An 18,967-nucleotide genomic window follows, 5' to 3' on the forward strand; every position below is an offset into this window, starting at 1 on the left:
CTGTTGCCAATAGCCATGATTCTCTCTGTTTAGTCAGGCGGGAAGACGGAAGACCGAAAACCAAATAGACCTTACCTATAGCTTTGCGGTACTTCGTTCTCCCGTCTTGTATCCTGAGGAGCACTGAAATTAAGCTGAATAGTACTAATAAGGGATAACAATGGAAAAACTAAATGAACCAAACTAAAATTCAACGGATCATAGATTCGGGAGTAGATTTTAATATAGAGGAGATTCTTTCAAAAGCCTGGGAAATGTTCAAGTCCCAGGCTTTACTTCATATAGGTTTTATGGCCATGATAGCCGCTATACAAGTTTGTTTCTCGCTTTATTTGGAAGATATTACTTTTCTATATGCGATCTTTCTGTCGCCCCCTCTGGTATGTGGGTTTTATTTGGTGGCAAACCGTCAAAACCAAGGGGAGCCCGTAGATTTTCAGAATTACTTCGATGGATTTAAGTACTGGTGGGATCTTGTCTCCACCAATTTGATTAGCTCTGTGGTGGTTATTTTGGGGCTTATTCTCTTCATCGTTCCAGGGATATACTTACTTGTAGGATATATGTTTAGCCTCTTATTTGTGATTTATGGAGGGTTTGATTTCTGGACTTCCATGGAGCTGAGCAGGAGACTTGTGCATACCAACTGGCTGAAATTCTTTCTGTTTGGGCTGGCATTGTTGGCACTGAATATCGCAGGATTTCTATTTCTGATGGTAGGATTGCTAGTCACTGTACCGATAACCTATCTGGCGGTCTATATCCTTTTTGAGGAACTGACCATAGATGCGGTGGAAGAAGAACCTAAGAATACTGCTATTCATGGGTGAGGATCATAGCCTCCAGTCTTGATCGGCATTTTTCTGCAAGATCTTCCACTGATGCTGCTTTAGTGGGCATAATCGGTTTGGAATAATAGATTTTGACTTTGCCGGGACTGATCAGAAGTGAGCCCTTTTTCATGATTTTATCGGCTCCTATGAAGGCAATCGGTACGATAGGAATCCCTGTCTCTATAGCCAGCCTGAAAGCCCCTAATTTGAATGGCAGTAAGGGGGCATCGCTGTCATTCCTTGTCCCCTCTGGGGCCACTACGGCAGAGATCCCGTTATTGAGGAAAGTCACCAACCGGGCTATGCTTTTTTTTCTGGATGCCGCATCAGTTCTGTCCACCCAGATAGCTACTTTGCCTACTACATAGCCAAAGAACGGGATTTGGGACAATTCCTTCTTTCCCAATGCCCGAACTTGCTGCGGTATGGCAAGCGGGATAATGGCAGCATCCAAAAAAGAGCGGTGGTTGAAAATATAAATGTATGGCTGGGTGCGATCAATAGTTTCATGCCCATGGAATTCATACCGTATTCCTGACCCGAAAGACCAGATCCTTGCCCAGATACGGATAAACAGAAAGGATATTTTTCCTCCCGCAGGGCTGATACTCACCGGGATTACAATGAAAAGCCCCAGGATCAGAAGCAGTGCAAAGAATAAAATGATGGAATAAACAGTGAATAGGGCATGGATGACTTTCATCATTCAGATAAATTGGTAATTTTGGGTGTAAATATAATCTTCACTCTTTGCTTGCAGGAGCCTCCGAGCGTTCGGGGGCTCTGTTTTTTTGAGGTTTAGCAAAATTAAAAACTTTTTGAAGGAGATTGGATTTGATCTCAGAGTCTGCAGAATCGAAAAAGAGTGAAAAGCAAATGGGGGAATCTAGAACTAAATAATTTCTGATTGGGGAATGATAATTCTTCCTTTGGCCAAGTTTTTTCAGGATATGAAGAAAGAGAGAGCGTTGACATGGTTCTATTATGCACATGCTCCATGATAGGCTAGATGGAAAATATGGACCTGGTTTTACCCTGGAATGTCTGAGTTTTTATCATATCCTATTTAGGACACTCCCTGAAAAACAGCTCTGAACTTTATCCTGATACTATACCTGTTTTCATATTGGCCCATAAATTCGAATATCTTCCACTAACTTAAGGGTAGAACCCGAAAAAGTAACTCAATCAATAGATGCTTAAGTGTGGCAACTGTGAAAGGTCATACCTTATCAACTCTTGCCTTTCTGACAACCCATATAGAATTTGTTTTCCAGAGTCTATGTCAATATTGAGAAGTTTTTGATCTACAATCAATTTGCAGATGGCTTTGCCTTGCCAATTGATTACATGGATTTCAGCAGGGGTGTTCCCTGTTGCCCATTCTTTGCGCGACTGATTTGCATAAAGTGCAAAAATCAACCCCTTGGCTTCCCTGATATCTATGTAAAACTCTTTTTTAAGAGGCATTATCATATTAGATGCATCAATTAAAGAAGTGGCGTTATTTTTTACTGAAACAGCATGCGACTTTTCCGGATTTTCTAGATCATAAATATTTACCTGGTCGGCAAACCTCATAGCGCTTATGTATTTTTTTTGGTGAAAATTTAAAAGTGTACTTGTTGCCATTAAAAAAACATCCTTTTGGTCTTGAAGTCTTGAGATAATTGCCGTGTCCAGATGGACAGATTGATTGTGCTTGTAATCGTAAATTTCATAAATTTGGTTAAAACCTAAAAAGTCCAATCGGTCAATGAAAACTAGGCTTTCGTCGATTTTATAAGCTCTATAGATTTCGGTGGCATTTTCAAGACTCAAGGTATCCTGAAAATGGCCTTTTTTGTTAAGGTTTGATCCAGTAAAGTTATACCGGAGGATTCCCTGCCTTGCTGGAGTATAAAAATTAATCATTATATTATCATCCTCATTTTCAAGATAAAGTGGTTTGAGGATTGATTTCAGTTCATTAGGCCCTTCCCCCTTGGCTATGAAACTTCGGATTTTGCATAAATTATTTGTGGAATAAGAATGATAAAATGTGTCAAGTGCTGGAGTAGTGAATATTAATAAGCTATCAAATATAAAAAAGTTGTTAGCTCCTGGTACTTCTACTAATGTGTTTTCTCCGATAAGCTTATACGTATCGTTGAAGTGGATAATAGTAGGATTATCATGCATAAAGATGGGTAAACGATCCTTAGTACAGCTTGCTAATAATAGCCACGAAAGAATAAGTAATGCAATCGATTTCATTAGATGGAATTGACGTTATTGAATTTAGATAAATACTCAGCCGTTATAAAACGAGTTCTATTACGGCCGAGGAATTCCATGTTTTTAAGCTGGTGTACAATAACCTCCAAAATGATACCAAGGAGGGATTCCCGTAGCCAAATAGCATGGACTACAGGAGACAGATTGACCATCAAAACCTTGTAGAATGCTATAGCATTTAACTTCCCCACTTCCAGAAGAACTATTAGATTGAGCAAACACATCATTGTTAATGGTTACAAAAGGATCTGTCAAGCTTACTTTCACATTCATTAGTAGCGCCATAAAGAATATCCCCACAGCGGCAGTTTTCACGATTTTATTGAATTTTGTGTTCATTTTTCTAAGAGTTTAATATAAGAATTTGTTTTTGGTTGATGTGAATTTTTCGTTTTCACCTACGTTTTTCTCTGGTGGCTCCGGCAGCAGAAAGAGAAATCACAATTTTGTCAAGTCATAGTCTGCCTCCTTCCTTGCCTACCGTTAGGTAGGTCTCTTGGGTTAAAAAAATGGATTCCTTCCCTTTGGGTATCAGAAGGAACAGTAATGTTTGTTTTTGAAATGAGGTAAGTTGGCCTTTGCTTGAGTTCCATATACATTTTGCCGATGTATTCCCCTATTACCCCCAGTACCATTAGCTGTATTCCGGACAAGAATACCACACTGGCCACCAGTGATGCCCATCCCGGCACTGTCATACCAAGAAAGACAATTGTAATTGCATAGATACCATATCCGAAAGCCAGTCCTGCAAAGAACAACCCTACTGCCAGTGCAAACCGCAGGGGCTTGATGCTAAAGGAGGTGATCCCATTGCTTGCCAGGTTGAGCATTTTCCAGAACCCGTACTTGGTTTCCCCAAACTTTCTTTTTTCCTCCCGGTACTCCGTGACAGCCTGCTGGTAACCTACCCAGGAAAATATTCCTCTTAGGTACAGGTTCTGGGTTTGGACACCCCGGATAATATCGGCCACTTTTTTATCAAAAAGCCGGAAATCCGCTCCGTTTGGCATAACTTCATGATCAGCCAGCCAGGATAGTAGTCTGTAATAGCCTGTGGATGTCAGTCTTTTAAAGAGGGAAGGCTGCCCCTCATTTTTGCAGACTGCCGTGACAATGTCATTTCCTTTTAGCCAAAGTGCGATCATTTTCGGGATGACCTCCGGCGGTTTTTGTAGATCGGCGTCTATAGTGACTATGCAATCACCAGTTGCATGGTCTATCCCTGCCTTAAGAGCCGCCTGATGGCCAAAATTCCGGGAGAAGCTGATATAACTGACCGATGGGTTAATGGTGTGGGACAGTTCGATTTCCAGTTGCGTTCCGTCCTTACTGCCATCGTTGACCAAGATCACTTCATAGCTATACTCTTTTAGTGTAGATTCTATACGTGTTAGTAAGGGAGCTATATTCTCAGCCTCATTGTAGCAGGGAACCACTATGGATACTAAAAAATCATTCATTTTCGATGAAGTTAAAGGGTTCTGCCTCCTGTGTATTTTTCTTTTTCTCTATGATTTCATTCACACTTGCTTTTGCGGTCTCACTGTTTTTCCAGTCAGCGGTCCTTAAAAATGAATGCACGCCCAAAAAAAGAAACCAGGCAAAGCACCCAACTATAATTATTGGTCTGTTGGGTGTGGAGAGCCATTGATCCACTTGCCAGATTACAATCAAGGCTAGTCCAATAATGCTGAGATACATATAGCGATCGGCAGTGATCACAGTACGGGGTAATGGGATAATATGGAGTACGAGAAGTAGATTGATGAGAAAAAACAAAAAACCAACTACTACGAGTCTATTCCCTTTGCGGTAGTAGCCCCAGTTGTAGTAGCCTATAATCCCCGCCAAAAGGATGTACCCAAAGTAATATAAGGGCAGGGCTTCTCCTGGCGAAATCGGGAAGGGATGGAAGAAATACAGCTTGACGGGGGCCAGAAACCGGAAAATGTATTCGGTAATACTATACAGGCCAAATACCAGTCTCTGATAAACTGGATATCCACCTGGATTTACTGTGCCTAGGTTGTTGATCAATGAGAAATACCAGAATCCCAGAGCCATCAGGAAGAAAGGGATTTTTTCAAGAATTACCCCTGAGGTAAGTAGCTTTTTCCAGTTCAGGTCTGCATACCTGCCAAAGATATAATCGAAAAGGATTAGGTTGAGCGGAAGAATAATAGCCTGTTCCTTAGAGCCAAAGCCCAATAGGTAAGCCATAGCGGTCACAATCAGCCATAGCCAATTGGAGGTTTGGATATAACGTATATAACTATAAAACGCCACCAAGGCAAAAAATCCATACAGTACGATTTTGGAGGCGCTGATCCAGGCCACGGATTCCACCTGCAGGGGATGGATTGCGAATATCAGAGCCGTAAAGAAGGCGTAAATCATTGCCTTTTTATTATTGTGGTTTGGCAGGAGTACTTCAGTCAGTTTTTTGATGATAAAAAAGACCAGCACCGTACTGCCCCAATGGACAAGAAGGCATGCGATATGAAAAGCAGTGGCATCCATGCCAAAGAGCCCGGCTATCCCCAGATAGAATACCGAATTGACGGGAGAATATTGCTGCTGCCAAAAGTGGGTGAAGTGGTACCTGATGTCCTGTAATGTAGCTCCATTTACAAGTGGATTTTCCAGCACCTGCCAGGTATCGTCCCAGTCCAGCTGGAAATCATTTGAAAATGTAGGCAGGAATGCAATGAGAGTGATCCCTGATAGTATTAAAATGAGATTATAGGAATTGACCCAAGATGCAGACCAAGTGTCAGAAAGAATAGTTGACCGGTAGGATGTGAAGTTGCCCATACGAAAAATTGTTGAATCTAAAATTAGAAAAAGAATATTTTAATAAATCGGACAAAATCGGACAAAATCGGACAAAATCGGACAAAATCGGACAAATTCAATTTTATCTGAATGATAATGAGGAATATCTATAAAATAAGTTTGAAAAACCTGAAATTCTGTTTACTTTAGTTACATTGAGTCATAAAGCAATATCCCAATTTTAATTTTTAATTTTTTTATGGTACAAAAAGCCAAAACCAGACAGCAGGTCGCAGACGAATATGGGATTTCTGTCAAAACACTTTCCCGCTGGATCAGAAAACGAAATCTCCCGATTAAGAATGGGCTTCTCACGCTGATAGAACAAGAGATTATTTATGAGGCTTTTGGCATACCGCCCCATGCAAATAAGAGTGCCTGATGTTTTGACCTTGTGGATTTGCCGCTTATATTTAGACCATGAATCCGACACCAAGAACTTTCGTACATCATTCTTATCACCATTCTCAATGAAGGGATAGGATGACTATGCGTTTTTGGTGAAAAATAGATAGAGGCCTATTCCTAGCGGAATGGGCTTTTTTGTTTCTAGTGCTATGCTGCTTCTCCGGAAGCAGCAGGAATTGACAAGGATTGGGTGGTTTGTGGAGACACAAGCCACGGTAGGAGCAAAGTAATCTGGTGTTATACAAAAAGAAGATCGCTTCGTCGTACCTCCTCGCGATGACGTAAAAATGAAAGTACAGAATATACCCAAATACCATGAACATGAATTCGAAACCGAAAAACTGGGTCTTTCGCGATCCGCGATTACAGAATCTCAGGCAGGAATACGAAGCCTACACCGCTGAGGATTTTAACGTCTGGAAGATACTCTTTGAGCGGCAGATGCCCAATCTACCCAAAGCAGCTTCCAAAGCTTACCTGGAAGGCGTGGAGATTGTGGGGTTTACCTCTGATCGTATTGCCAACTTTGAAGAGCTAAATCAGATTTTAGCAAAAACCACGGGCTGGGAAGTGCAGGTAGTTCCCGGGCTGATTGACGATGATTTGTTTTTTGGCTTATTGAACAACCGAAGATTTCCTTCCTCGACCTGGCTGCGAAAAATGGAGCAGTTGGATTACCTGGAAGAGCCGGATATGTTCCATGATGCTTTTGCCCATATGCCGCTGCTGACCAATCAGCCCTATGTGGACTTCCTGGAAAAGCTTTCCGGAATTGCCCTGAAGCATATCGATAATCCCTATGCGATCCAGCTTTTGAGCAGGATTTATTGGTTTACCATTGAGTTTGGGTTAATAAAAGAGGATGGAGCGCTAAAAATATATGGGGCGGGCATCCTAAGTTCGGCAGGAGAGACTAAATTCAGCCTTTCAAATGAGCCCAAGCATTACGATTACGATGTACGGAGGATTTTGAATCAGGAATACTGGAAGGATCGCTTTCAGGATAAATACTTTGTGATTGAGAGTTATGAGCAGCTTTACGAGTCGCTTCCGGAGATAGAGGAGGTACTTGATAAGCTGTTGTTGGATGGTGAGAAGTAAGTGGTGAGTTGTAAGTAGTAAGAGGTGAAAAGTGAAAAGTAAATAAAAATTGACCGAAGACAGGAGACTGAAGACCGAAGAATAGTACTTCCGTCTTCCGTCTTCCGTCTTCCGTCTTCTAAAAATGAAAATAGCAGTAATAAAATATAACTCAGGCAATGTACAATCGGTACTCTATGCCTTGGAAAGGCTAGGGGCAGACGCCACGTTGACGGATGATCCGGAACAGATCAGAACAGCTGACAAGGTTGTGTTCCCCGGGCAGGGAGAGGCAAGCACAGCGATGAGATACCTGAAAGAACGGAAACTGGATGGGCTGATCAAAGACTTGAAGCAGCCGTTTTTGGGCGTGTGCCTAGGGCTACAGTTGCTTTGTGAGCATTCTGAAGAAAAAGATACGGAGTGTTTGGGGATCTTTCCGGTGAAAGTGAAGCGCTTTGTGCCGGAAAATTCCCAGGAGTTCAAAGTGCCACATGTAGGCTGGAACGAACTGGAGAATTTGGCTGATAATCCGCTTTTACAAGATTTGCCGACAAATCCTTTTGTGTATTACGTGCATAGCTTCTACGCGGAATTGAGTGAATACACCATTGCCCAGACGCACTACATCCACGATTTCTCGGGCATTCTTCATCGGGATAACTTTTATGCTATCCAGGCTCATCCGGAGAAAAGCGGACTGGTAGGAGAGAAGTTGTTGGAGAATTTCCTTTCTCTTAAATAAATCCCCCTGCCCTCTTTTAAAGGGGGAGTTGGTTCAATTATAACTCAAACCTTAAATAATGGAGCCTTGATTCTTGGATCTTGCTTCTAATATCTCAAAAAATGCAAATTATCCCAGCTATAGACCTCATCGGAGGGAAATGCGTGCGGCTCAGTCAGGGCGATTACAGCAGCAAAAAAGAATACCATGACGACCCTTTGGAGATGGCCAAGCGTTTTGAAGGTGCAGGCATTACACGACTGCATTTGGTGGATCTGGACGGGGCCAAGGCCAAGAAAATAGTCAATGCGGATATACTTCAAAGAATCAGTTCCGGTACTAGTCTTCAGGTTGATTTTGGGGGAGGGATTCAGGCGGATGAGGAAATAGAAAAGGCTTTTGCACTAGGAGCCAAGCAGGTGACCGGCGGAAGCATAGCAGTGAAAAATGCTGGGTTGTTCCAAGCTTGGATCAAGAAATATGGATCAGAAAAGATCATCTTAGGAGCTGACGCAAAGGATAGAAAGATTGCGGTTGGGGGTTGGGAGGAGACTACCACGGTGGATTTGATTCCCTTTATCAAAGACTATGCGGCCCAAGGTATCAGCTATGTGATTTGTACTGATGTGGCTAAAGACGGCTTGCTTCAGGGGCCTTCGGTGGATTTGTACCAGGATATTTTGAAAGAGTTACCAGGAATTAAACTAATCGCTAGTGGTGGGGTTTCCTCTGTGAAAGATCTGGAAGAACTGGAAAAAATCGGTGTGTATGGGACGATAGTAGGTAAGGCGTATTATGAGGGAAAAGTGACGTTGGGGGAAATGGCAGCTTTTGTCTAATTCAGAAAGCTAAAGTCAGAAATCTCAAACTTTCCAACTTTAGCACATTACAACCTAATTTTCCAATCCGCTACGGTGGACAAGTAATTTCAATCTTGCAATTTTCCAATTAATAATGAATGAAGAACGCCGAATAATGAATAATAAAGTATATAAAGTTGAAATCAAATAATGCTTACTAAACGAATTATTCCCTGCTTGGACATAAAAGAAGGGCGCACGGTCAAAGGTGTCAACTTCGTGGAACTACGGGATGCAGGTGATCCGGTGGAGCTGGCAAAGATCTATTCAGACGAGGGAGCGGACGAACTTGTGTTTTTGGATATCACCGCCACGGTGGATAAGCGGAAAACCTTGGCCGAATTGGTGACAAAAGTGGCCAAGGCCATCAATATTCCATTTACCGTGGGAGGGGGGATTTCTACCATTGAAGACGTAAAAGTGCTGCTCAATGCAGGCGCAGATAAAATTTCCATTAATTCTTCAGCAGTTAGAACCCCCCAGATCATCAATGAAATGGCTGCTGAATTTGGCTCCCAATGCATTGTAGTGGCGATAGATACTAGAAATGTGGACGGGATTGATTTTGTGCATACGCATGGAGGAAGACAAGCTACTTTGCTGAAAACCCAAGCATGGGCGCAAGAGGTGTGTGATCGGGGTGCAGGAGAGATTTTATTGACCTCCATGGATCACGATGGCACTAAGGCCGGCTTCTCCAATGAGTTGCTTGCGGAGATATCATCAGCGCTCAGCATTCCGGTAATTGCTTCAGGTGGTGCAGGTACCATGGCACATTTTAAAGATGTGTTTACCTTTGGGAAAGCTGATGCTGCTTTGGCAGCAAGTATTTTTCATTTTAAAGAAATAGGAATTCCTGAGTTAAAGAGTTATTTGGGAAATGAAGGGATAAGTGTTAGAAAGTGATATAACCTTTGAGGCGTTATTTGGAAGGAGGAACAGCCTGTCCCGATTATCGGGAACTGACAAATTTCCTCGAAGGTTTAACTAATGATTAATAATTTTTCTAAAGGATTTCTGAGCTCTTTAGAGAAATAAAATAGTAAGTAATAATCAAAACCTTCGGGGTTTTGGAAACCCCAAAGGTTAAAAAGACATGAACATAGATTTTAAAAAAATGGATGGGTTGGTTCCGGCAATCGTGCAGGATGCGTTGAGTGGGAAAGTACTGATGCAGGGTTACATGAATGAAGAGGCTTTGGCAAAAACCAAGGAGACCAAGATGGTTACTTTTTTCAGCCGTAGTAAAAACCGGCTTTGGACGAAGGGTGAGACTTCTGGGAATTTTATGGAGTTGGTTTCTATAGCGGTGGACTGCGATGGGGATTCGATCTTAGTGAAAGCTAATCCACGAGGCCCTGTATGTCATACTGGAGCCGATACATGTTTTGATGAGCGCAATTCCTCTAAGACTGTCTTCATTGATCAATTGAGAGCCATCATCAAAGACCGGAAGAACAATCCCAGCGATACATCCTATACTGCCTCCCTTTTTGCCAAGGGCATCAATAAAGTAGCCCAAAAGGTGGGGGAAGAAGCCGTGGAGATCGTGATTGAGGCAAAGGACGATAACAAGGAGCTATTTATGGGAGAAGCGGCAGACTTGCTTTACCATTACCTGGTATTGCTGGAAGCCAAAGGATATGAATTGGATGAGGTGATGGATGTGCTGATAGCGCGGCATAACAAAAAGTAAAGGCTTGGTGGTAATTATACCAGGGTGTTTGTACCTCAGGGGTTGAATAAATTCAGCCCTTTTTTATGTCCAAGTAGAATTCCGTAACTTTTTATTTGATTTTTAGCCTATGAAAAACAAGTACGTAGATATCCACAACCCAGTATTTTTTCCAGCTATCATTTTGCTGATAGTTTTTATGACAGTCACTATTGTCGTCGGAGAGCCTATGGTGGTTTTGTTTGGGACAGTGAAAAGTTTTGTGACTGACAAAGTAGGCTGGCTTTTTATCTTGGCAGTGAATGTATTTATCATTTTTTGCCTCTTCTTGGGATTTAGTAAATATGGATCTGTTAGGTTGGGAGGGAAGGATGCCACTCCAGACTTCTCTACCGGTGCCTGGTTTTCTATGCTTTTCAGTGCGGGAATGGGCATCGGGCTGCTTTTCTATGGGGTAGCTGAGCCTGTGTCACATTATGCCAAACCTCCAGTGGCTGCCCCCTATACGATTGAAGCTGCCCAGCAGGCAATGAATTTTACTTTTTTGCATTGGGGAATCCATGCATGGGCTATATATGCTGTGGTCGCGCTTTCATTGGCCTTTTTCTCGTTCAACAGAAATTTGCCACTCACTATCCGATCTGTCTTTTATCCTCTTCTTGGAGACAGGATACACGGGTGGATGGGCGATGTAATAGATATTTTCGCTGTCCTGGCCACAATATTTGGTTTGGCGACGTCTTTGGGAGTAGGGGTGCGGCAAGTTAGTGGAGGATTGTCGCATGTTTTCGAAACCCCAAATAATGTATGGATCCAAGTGGGGCTGATAGCAGGGATCACAGCCATAGCAACTCTCTCTGTAGTGTCAGGAGTAGATAAAGGGGTAAAAGTCCTTAGCGAATGGAACGTGAGGATTGCCGGCCTACTTCTATTGTTTGTTTTGATTTTTGGCCCTACACTTTTTGTGTTCAAGTCTTTTATTCAGAATATGGGTATCTACATGAATGAACTTATAGAGGTATCCACTTGGACGGAAGCATTTGTAAACAAAGGTTGGCAGGGAGACTGGACGGTATTTTACTGGGCTTGGTGGATTTCCTGGTCACCTTTTGTGGGGATGTTTATCGCACGGATATCCAAAGGCAGAACCATCCGGGAGTTTATTTTTGGAGTGCTTTTGGCACCTAGCATTTTGACTTTTTTCTGGATGACTACTTTGGGAGGATCTGCTATTTTTCTTGACATGCAGGATACATTAGCTGGTGGAAGCCATGAGTTTGCCAGGGCAATAGTGGCGGATGAGTCCACTGCCCTCTTCGTGTTTTTGGAAAAATTCCCTCTTCGCATGATAGGGTCTGTCTTGGGCATATTGTTGGTAGCGAGTTTTTTCGTGACTTCATCAGACTCAGGATCCTTGGTCATAGATAGCATTACTTCTGGTGGTAAGCTGAACACACCTACCCTGCAGCGGGTTTTTTGGGCTACTACAGAGGGGGCCGTGGCCGCAGTACTGCTTATAGGAGGAGGACTTACGGCTTTGCAGACGGCCACGATCTCCACAGGGCTCCCGTTTCTGATCATTCTTACTATCATGTGCTACTCACTTCTAAAAGGAGTGAAGAAAGAATATGCCCGTGATAAGCAATTGACCGATGAGTTGGATCAGAAGTCCTATGCCAACCGGCTGACCAAAGTGATTATGAAGCAAATCGATAAGGACAAGAAGCCATGAAATCGAGCATGTCGAGAACGTCACACACCGGAATGATTTTAAGGCATGCGACCTGCCTGCCGAAGGCAGGGATTCCATAGCCTGCCCTGACTATTTAGGTGACCTTTAAAAACAAATTATAACCCCATGAAATCGAGCATGAAGCAAGCGACACACAGAGGGATGATTATTCGCCTGGCGAGATTCTCCCGAAGAAAAATCGGGACAGGCTATCTGACCATTAAAAATCAGAATATAAACAGATGAAACCATTAAAGAAAATCGGTATTTTCCTGGATCTGAGTGATTCAGATGAGTTTTTGCTTAGGTATTTCAAGAAATTGGACGATGTATTTGATTTTGATTCCTTGACTTTGGTTCATTTTGTTGCCTTGGAGAACGATTCTGCTGAATTAGCCACCCTGAGAGAGCAGCTGCATAAGCCGCTAGAAGAGGTGATAGAAGATGAGATATTGGATCTTGTAGAGCGTGTATTCGGCGAGAAAAAATCCAGCATTCATGTGAACGTGACTTGGGGTGGAAAACTTGAGGCCCTGATCAGATGGGTGGATGCCGAGCAGTTTAATCTGGTCGTGCTGGGTAAGAAAGAAAAGAATAACGGAACAGGGATTTTCAGTAGTAAGGTGATTCGGCTTACAGACTCGGATTGTCTTTTTGTGCCGGAAAATGCCAATACGGAATTTGAAAGTATAGCATTGGCGCTAGACTTTTCAGATTATTCGGAAAAAGTAATCCGCCGCGGATTGAACCTTTCAAGAAATTTATCTTCGAAACTGGTTCCGGTCCATGTTTTAAAATCTGGGTTCCAGTATTTTCCGTATTTCAAAAACCAGGAGAAATACCTAAATAACCTCCGAAGCAAGGCTGAGCACGATTATAACAAAATACAGAAAAAAACAGGCCTCAGCGAACCCCTTATCTTTGTGGAAGATAGCGGAAACCATATCAGTAAAAGTCTGTATGAAACGGCGCTGAACTATGGGGCTAACTTAATTGTGATGGGAAATAAGGGGAAAGCGGATGAGGATGACCTATTGGTAGGAAGTGTGGCCGACCGGATGATCACCGCAGACAGAAAAATCCCTGTATTAATCGTAAAACCCGACTAGTAGGCAGGAAATTCCTGTTGGAGTCCTTTGAATTGGTCTATCATTTCCCATTTGGGTCTATAGAAGCTGTTCAAAAGCCTTCCTCCAACGGCTCCGTTTTCAATAGTCATCAACGCTGCGGCCAAGCGTAGGTCGCTTGGATCTCCCCAATTAAACTGGGGACTGTCCCCTACAGAGAAATCAGCGGGGAATCCATCAAAATAATCTGCTTTTCCCTCTGCATTTGCCGTGGCGAAGGTGATTGGTACCAATTCCACATTATTGTCTCTGAGGGTTCTGTTGTATGCCGAAAGTGGGAATGAACCTACAGGTTTTCCAAAAGTGTTGTCTCCAATCAGCACAATATCAAGGTAGGGCATTAAGGTATTTATAACCAACTCAGAAGCTGATGCTGAACCTCTGGAGGTGATGAAAATTAGTTTGTTTAAATTGAGATTCCCTAGCTTTTTGAAATCCACACTTTTTTGAAGATCTGTTTTCAGAGAGTTCAGTTTGTTGACATACATGAGTTTCTCACTGTGGGAAAAGGGGATAAGATAGTTGTTTATTTGCTCTGCCACTGCCACTGAGCCTCCGCCATTGTATCTCAGGTCGATGATCAGTTCGTCTATTCCCGCTGTTTCAAAAAACTCAATGGACTCGTCCACTTCGAGGCTTTTAGTGGGGGATTGCCCAGCGGTGGCCTTGAAGCTTTGATATACCCAGTAGCCGACTTTTTTGCCATTCAGGTCTATGATTTCCTGATGAAGTACAGAATTTGATTGATACTCTGCTTTCACATTTGTGCGTGTAGTGGTAGTTCCATCAGGTAATCTGAAGGTGAACGCATTGCTGATACCGGGATCAGCAGGGCCTAATTGGAAATCATAACCCCCAGTACTGTTTTTGTATTCGGAAATTGTTTTACCATTGATCTCTATAATTTCCCATCCCCGCTGCCATCCGTCCAGTCCGGCTGGAGACTCCTCATATACAAAAGTGAGGTAAAGCCGCTCCGTAGCATCAAAGGCAAAACCAAAACCATGGCCGGCATTTCTACCGACAAAGGCATTGTTGAATGCCTCCTGAGTGGTAAGGTAGGAAAAGCGATCCAGCGGCTTGTAGATAATAGCATCCAGCAAAGCTTCATTGGAAGCATAGTCAGCCGGAGTGACAGCCGCAGGAAGCTCCTCATTCCAATAATACCATTCCTGCATAGATGCTAAAATGGCGTCTCTGACTACCGTCGATTGAGGGTCAGGGATAATGTCTTCTTTTGGTTCACACGACCAAAGAAAGACAAAAACTACTCCTATAATTAACTTTGCGTTATTCATAAATGGATGTCTTGGCTGTTGTTAGTTACGAGTAGATGGAGTTATTAGGTTTATAATACTGATCAAAAGATCGGGATAGACCTGTCAGGTCTTGCACTAAAACAGCATGTTCCGATTTCATAGCTTCAACTCAAGTGCTGCAGACCTGACAGGTTTTGAATCATACCAGTGTCAGCTTAGATAGCGATATCATATACCTGCACTTTTCTCCACATATGGGAGTACTTGTCAATAAACTCCAGGTGGGTAGGGTCGGACTGATATACTAGCTGGTCTTCCAGACTGTCGAAGAATATAGTGCAGGCTACTTGATAGCTATGATCTACCACATCGCGCTTTTCGGTCGCTGCGGGAGTGCCTGCTATAAACTTGCCTACAGTTTTACACCGTCCAAGCATGGGCACGGCTTCGGTTAGGAATTCTTGTGTGTTTGCTTCATCATGTAGCCAAAAGTAAACCTGGTGAATCATTTTTTGTTTTGCCATTTCTTTAGCGATTGAGTTTAGAGGTAAGACAGCAGCGGCACTTGCCACGCCGATTGTTTTGATGAATTTTCTACGTGTTTTCATAGTTTGAAGGTCTGGATTGTTTTTCCGAAAGTCTTAGATGGTTCCCGCAGACAACGATACAGATCACCGCAAAGTAAGTTTTTCTTGTATTCCCGTTTGTGGAGTCACCGTCCATCAATGTTTTTTTCTGTCAGACAAATATCAATAGGAACCGTGATTCTAAAGATAAATAATTAAATTACTTTTAGATAATCGGATGGTTTTTAGCCTCCCTTTTATGTGAAAACCTCAATTACTTTTAATTAACAGCAGCATGAATTACAGAACTTTAGGAAAAACTGGTTGGAAAATTTCTGAAATTGGTCTGGGCACCTGGCAAGTGGGTGGAGGATGGGGAACACCTTTTGACCCTAAAATTGCAGAGGAGATTTTACATGCGGCTTTTGATAGGGGGATAAATTTCGTCGATACGGCGGACGTATATGATGCCGGGCTGAGCGAATCGGCAGTGGGGGAAGCCGTGCGCCAACGCTCCGAAAAGATCTATGTTGCCACCAAATGTGGAAGGAGGATTCAGCCCCATATAAACGAGACTTATAGTGTGGAGAAACTCCGTCGCCATGTGGAGGATAGTCTGCGGAACACGGGATTGAACCGACTGGATCTCATTCAGCTTCACTGTCCGCCCAGCTCTGTCTATCAGCGTGATGAAGTGTATAACTTATTTGAAAAATTGAGGGCAGAAGGAAAGATCGCCGCCATGGGAGTAAGTGTGGAGACAGTGGATGAAGCGAAGCAGGCTATGGAGTATGACGTAGTATCTACGGTTCAGGTGATTTTTAATATGTTCAGGCAGAAACCTGCCGAAGAATTGTTTCCTGAGGCAGCGAAAAAAAATATAGGCTTGATTGTGCGGGTACCGTTGGCGAGTGGATTGCTTTCAGGAAAAATCAATGAAAAGACTACTTTTTCAAAAGACGATCATAGATACTTTAACCGGGAAGGGAAGGCATTTGACAAGGGGGAGACCTTTTCGGGAGTTCCTCTTGAAAAAGCGTTTCCGGCAATAGATGAGCTGAAAACGCTTTTCAAGGGGAGTGGGTCTTTGGCAGCTTTAGCACTTCGTTGGATACTCATGCATGACCAAGTGAGTGTGGTAATTCCGGGAGCGTCCAAATCTTCCCAGATAGCAGCTAATGTAAATGCGAGTCAGCTGCCCCCAATCTCCAAGGATCAAATGGAAGGAGTTAAACGTATTTATGACAAATACATCAGAGATGAGGTTCATGAACTTTGGTAAGAACCAATAAAAAAATCCCCCAACCTTTCGCTTGAGGGATTCCATATAGCTTGACTCTAGAATCTTGGTTCTAAAATCTATTTAAGCGTCTTTCTTTGCCATTCTGTTTCTTTCACCTTCGTCCAGATAGATTTTTCTCATCCGGATAGACTTGGGAGTGATCTCCAGATACTCATCCTTCTGTATGTATTCCATGGATTCCTCAAGTGAGAACTTTTTAGCAGGTACGATCCTTACGTTGTCATCAGAACCGGAAGCACGCATGTTGGTCAGTTTCTTGCCTTTCTGCACGTTCACTACGATGTCATTGTCACGGGAGTTTTCACCGATCACCTGACCTGTGTAAAGTTCATCTCCCGGGTCAACGAAGAAAGTGCCTCTGTCCTGAAGTTTGTCAATAGCATAAGCTGTACATTGTCCGCCTTCCATAGAGATCAATGAACCGTTGGTACGCCCTGGCATAGTGCCTTTAAATGGCTCGTATGAAGTGAATCTATGGTTCATGATAGCCTCACCTTGAGTAGCAGTCAGCATATTGTTTCTCAGTCCGATCAATCCTCTGGAAGGTATTTTGAATTCCAGGTGCTGAAGATCGCCTTTTGGCTCCATGATCAGCAATTCACCCTTACGCTGGGTGGCCAGTTCGATTACCTTACCGGCAGTTTCCTGTGGTACATCGACAACCAATGTCTCGATTGGTTCGCATTTTACGCCATCGATTTCCTTAAAAATAACCTGAGGTTGTCCTACCTGAAGTTCGTAACCTTCTCTTCTCATCGTTTCGATCAAAACAGACAAGTGAAGGATACCACGTCCATAGACAAGGAATTTATCTTCTGAATCAGTTGATTCAACACGAAGAGCCAGGTTCTTCTCAGTCTCTTTCATCAGACGGTCTCTCAGGTGACGGGAGGTCACAAATTTCCCTTCTTTTCCGAAGAACGGAGAGTTGTTGATGGTGAAGAGCATATTCATGGTAGGCTCATCTATGGCGATTCTGGGAAGTGCCTCAGGGTTGTCCACATCTGCGATGGTGTCACCGATTTCGAAGTCATCGATTCCAGTCACTGCACAAATATCACCGGCAAATGCTTCTTCTACACTATTCTTGCCTAAGCCCTCAAATGTGTGAAGTTCCTTCACTTTCATTTTCTTCACAGAACCATCAGCTTTCATCAATGCGATTTGCTGATTTACTTTGATTGTTCCTCTTTTGATACGACCTATTGCAATACGACCTACAAAACTGGAATAATCCAGGGAAGTGATCTGCATCTGAAGTGTTCCTTCCTCGATTTTTGGAGCGGGGATATGATCCACGATTGCGTCCAATAGAGGAATAATTGAATCGGTTGGGTTTTTCCAATCAGGCCCCATCCAATTTTGCTTGGCAGAACCGTAAAGCGTTTGAAACTCCAATTGCTCTTCAGTAGCGTCCAAGTTGAACATCAATTCCCATACTGATTCGTGAACTTCGTCTGGGCGACAGTTTTCCTTATCTACTTTATTTACTACTACAATAGGAGTCAATCCAAGATCTAAAGCCTTGCCCAATACAAATCGGGTCTGAGGCATAGGGCCTTCAAATGCATCCACCAAAAGGATCACACCGTCTGCCATTTTCAACACCCGCTCCACTTCACCGCCGAAATCGGCGTGACCAGGAGTGTCAATGATGTTTATTTTAGTGTCTCTGTATCTTACTGATACGTTTTTGGATAGAATGGTAATCCCTCTTTCACGCTCCAGATCATTGTTGTCAAGAATCAAGTCGTCGAACTGCTGGTTCTCTCTGAAGATTTTAGATGCGTGGATGATTTTGTCCACGAGTGTAGTTTTGCCGTGGTCCACGTGTGCGATGATCGCGATATTCCGAATATTCTGCATGGTTTGCCTGATTGAAGGCGCAAAAGTACAAATAATATTTTGCAGTAAGGTTATGACTTCGTGAAGTTTGACTGAATAATAGCATGTTACTGGTGAAAAAATCAATTTTTTCCTGAAAATTAAGCTTCCATTGATCATATTATCATTTGAATAGGAAGCGAGTTTGCTTAGCATTGCAAAGCTGATGCTGATTATTTGGTAACGGCGCCGCTTTTTGACGAGGTGACTTGGAAGGTGGACAATGGCAATGATCTGGTGATCCTGAATCCTGCTGGAGGGAGAAACTTAAAAGGAATCAAAGTCAATGGAAAAACGCTGGAAGGCTATTATGTTGGGCATGAATTATTTAAAAAAGGTGGGTTGATCGAATTGGAGACGGATTGAATGGACAATTTTCAATGGTCAAGGTTAAAAGGCGA

18 protein-coding genes and 1 pseudogene are annotated in these 18,967 nt (G+C 42.9%); 11 read left to right on the forward strand and 8 right to left on the reverse strand.

The genetic code is table 11. The annotated features are described in order from the left end of the window. Positions 1-173 precede the first annotated feature (173 nt). On the forward strand, positions 174-830 hold the full coding sequence (locus LZF95_RS08755) for a hypothetical protein (protein ID WP_233754605.1): 657 nt from the start codon (positions 174-176) through the stop codon (positions 828-830). Here LZF95_RS08755 and LZF95_RS08760 read toward each other — a convergent pair. The 5 genes from LZF95_RS08760 to LZF95_RS08780 form a co-directional block, all read right to left on the reverse strand. Further along, positions 817-1,539 (reverse strand): 1-acyl-sn-glycerol-3-phosphate acyltransferase, encoded by a 723-nt coding sequence (locus LZF95_RS08760; protein ID WP_306422301.1) that lies wholly within the window; start codon positions 1,537-1,539, stop codon positions 817-819. The genes LZF95_RS08755 and LZF95_RS08760 overlap by 14 nt on opposite strands. A gap of 482 nt (positions 1,540-2,021) precedes the next feature. After that, the gene (locus LZF95_RS08765; RefSeq protein ID WP_233754606.1) at positions 2,022-3,014 is read right to left on the reverse strand and encodes a BF3164 family lipoprotein; all 993 of its coding nucleotides are present in this window, start codon (positions 3,012-3,014) and stop codon (positions 2,022-2,024) included. Positions 3,015-3,173: 159 nt separating this feature from the next. Next, the gene (locus tag LZF95_RS08770; protein WP_233754607.1) at positions 3,174-3,449 is read right to left on the reverse strand and encodes a hypothetical protein; all 276 of its coding nucleotides are present in this window, start codon (positions 3,447-3,449) and stop codon (positions 3,174-3,176) included. 110 nt (positions 3,450-3,559) lie between these two features. Then, positions 3,560-4,573, reverse strand: a complete 1,014-nt coding sequence (locus tag LZF95_RS08775; RefSeq protein WP_233754608.1) for a glycosyltransferase family 2 protein — start codon at positions 4,571-4,573, stop codon at positions 3,560-3,562. Then, a complete protein-coding gene (locus LZF95_RS08780; RefSeq protein WP_233754609.1) occupies positions 4,566-5,927 on the reverse strand; it encodes a hypothetical protein in 1,362 nt (453 codons plus the stop codon). Before LZF95_RS08780 ends, LZF95_RS08775 begins: the two co-directional genes overlap by 8 nt. Positions 5,928-6,147: 220 nt before the next feature. On the opposite strand from LZF95_RS08780, the gene LZF95_RS08785 reads away from it, so the two are divergent. The 8 genes from LZF95_RS08785 (at position 6,148) to LZF95_RS08820 (ending at position 13,536) form a co-directional block, all read left to right on the forward strand. Continuing rightward, positions 6,148-6,330, forward strand: a complete 183-nt coding sequence (locus LZF95_RS08785) for a hypothetical protein (RefSeq protein ID WP_233754610.1) — start codon at positions 6,148-6,150, stop codon at positions 6,328-6,330. A gap of 347 nt (positions 6,331-6,677) precedes the next feature. Further along, a complete protein-coding gene (locus tag LZF95_RS08790; protein WP_233754611.1) occupies positions 6,678-7,457 on the forward strand; it encodes a phenylalanine 4-monooxygenase in 780 nt (259 codons plus the stop codon). Positions 7,458-7,581: 124 nt separating this feature from the next. Next, positions 7,582-8,181 carry an imidazole glycerol phosphate synthase subunit HisH gene (gene hisH / locus LZF95_RS08795; protein ID WP_233754612.1) on the forward strand — a complete coding sequence of 200 codons (600 nt, stop codon included), beginning with the start codon at positions 7,582-7,584 and terminating at the stop codon, positions 8,179-8,181. Between the two features lie 101 nt (positions 8,182-8,282). Next, on the forward strand, positions 8,283-8,999 hold the full coding sequence (gene hisA / locus LZF95_RS08800) for a 1-(5-phosphoribosyl)-5-[(5-phosphoribosylamino)methylideneamino]imidazole-4-carboxamide isomerase (RefSeq protein WP_233754613.1): 717 nt from the start codon (positions 8,283-8,285) through the stop codon (positions 8,997-8,999). A gap of 171 nt (positions 9,000-9,170) precedes the next feature. Further along, the gene (hisF, locus tag LZF95_RS08805) at positions 9,171-9,926 is read left to right on the forward strand and encodes an imidazole glycerol phosphate synthase subunit HisF (RefSeq protein ID WP_233754614.1); all 756 of its coding nucleotides are present in this window, start codon (positions 9,171-9,173) and stop codon (positions 9,924-9,926) included. A gap of 190 nt (positions 9,927-10,116) precedes the next feature. Further along, positions 10,117-10,716, forward strand: coding sequence for a bifunctional phosphoribosyl-AMP cyclohydrolase/phosphoribosyl-ATP diphosphatase HisIE (gene hisIE, locus LZF95_RS08810; RefSeq protein WP_233754615.1), 600 nt, complete (start codon positions 10,117-10,119; stop codon positions 10,714-10,716). A gap of 109 nt (positions 10,717-10,825) precedes the next feature. After that, positions 10,826-12,427, forward strand: a complete 1,602-nt coding sequence (locus LZF95_RS08815) for a BCCT family transporter (protein ID WP_233754616.1) — start codon at positions 10,826-10,828, stop codon at positions 12,425-12,427. Positions 12,428-12,669: 242 nt separating this feature from the next. Continuing rightward, the gene (locus LZF95_RS08820) at positions 12,670-13,536 is read left to right on the forward strand and encodes a universal stress protein (RefSeq protein WP_233754617.1); all 867 of its coding nucleotides are present in this window, start codon (positions 12,670-12,672) and stop codon (positions 13,534-13,536) included. On the opposite strand, the gene LZF95_RS08825 is transcribed toward LZF95_RS08820, so the two are convergent. Then, positions 13,533-14,852, reverse strand: coding sequence for a S41 family peptidase (locus LZF95_RS08825; protein ID WP_233754618.1), 1,320 nt, complete (start codon positions 14,850-14,852; stop codon positions 13,533-13,535). The genes LZF95_RS08820 and LZF95_RS08825 overlap by 4 nt on opposite strands. Before the next feature lie 176 nt (positions 14,853-15,028). Then, on the reverse strand, positions 15,029-15,421 hold the full coding sequence (locus LZF95_RS08830; RefSeq protein WP_233754619.1) for a Dabb family protein: 393 nt from the start codon (positions 15,419-15,421) through the stop codon (positions 15,029-15,031). A 253-nt stretch (positions 15,422-15,674) separates the two neighbouring features. Here LZF95_RS08830 and LZF95_RS08835 point away from each other — a divergent pair, with 253 nt between their 5' ends. Continuing rightward, on the forward strand, positions 15,675-16,661 hold the full coding sequence (locus LZF95_RS08835; RefSeq protein WP_233754620.1) for an aldo/keto reductase: 987 nt from the start codon (positions 15,675-15,677) through the stop codon (positions 16,659-16,661). 81 nt (positions 16,662-16,742) lie between these two features. Here LZF95_RS08835 and typA read toward each other — a convergent pair whose 3' ends face one another. Next, positions 16,743-18,548, reverse strand: coding sequence for a translational GTPase TypA (gene typA, locus LZF95_RS08840; RefSeq protein WP_233754621.1), 1,806 nt, complete (start codon positions 18,546-18,548; stop codon positions 16,743-16,745). A 186-nt stretch (positions 18,549-18,734) separates the two neighbouring features. On the opposite strand from typA, the pseudogene LZF95_RS08845 reads away from it, so the two are divergent. After that, positions 18,735-18,932: pseudogene (locus tag LZF95_RS08845) on the forward strand (glycoside hydrolase domain-containing protein); the annotation flags it as partial. Positions 18,933-18,967: the final 35 nt, after the last annotated feature.

This window comes from Algoriphagus sp. AGSA1, from assembly GCF_021390545.1.
In the GTDB taxonomy this organism is placed as follows: domain Bacteria; phylum Bacteroidota; class Bacteroidia; order Cytophagales; family Cyclobacteriaceae; genus Algoriphagus.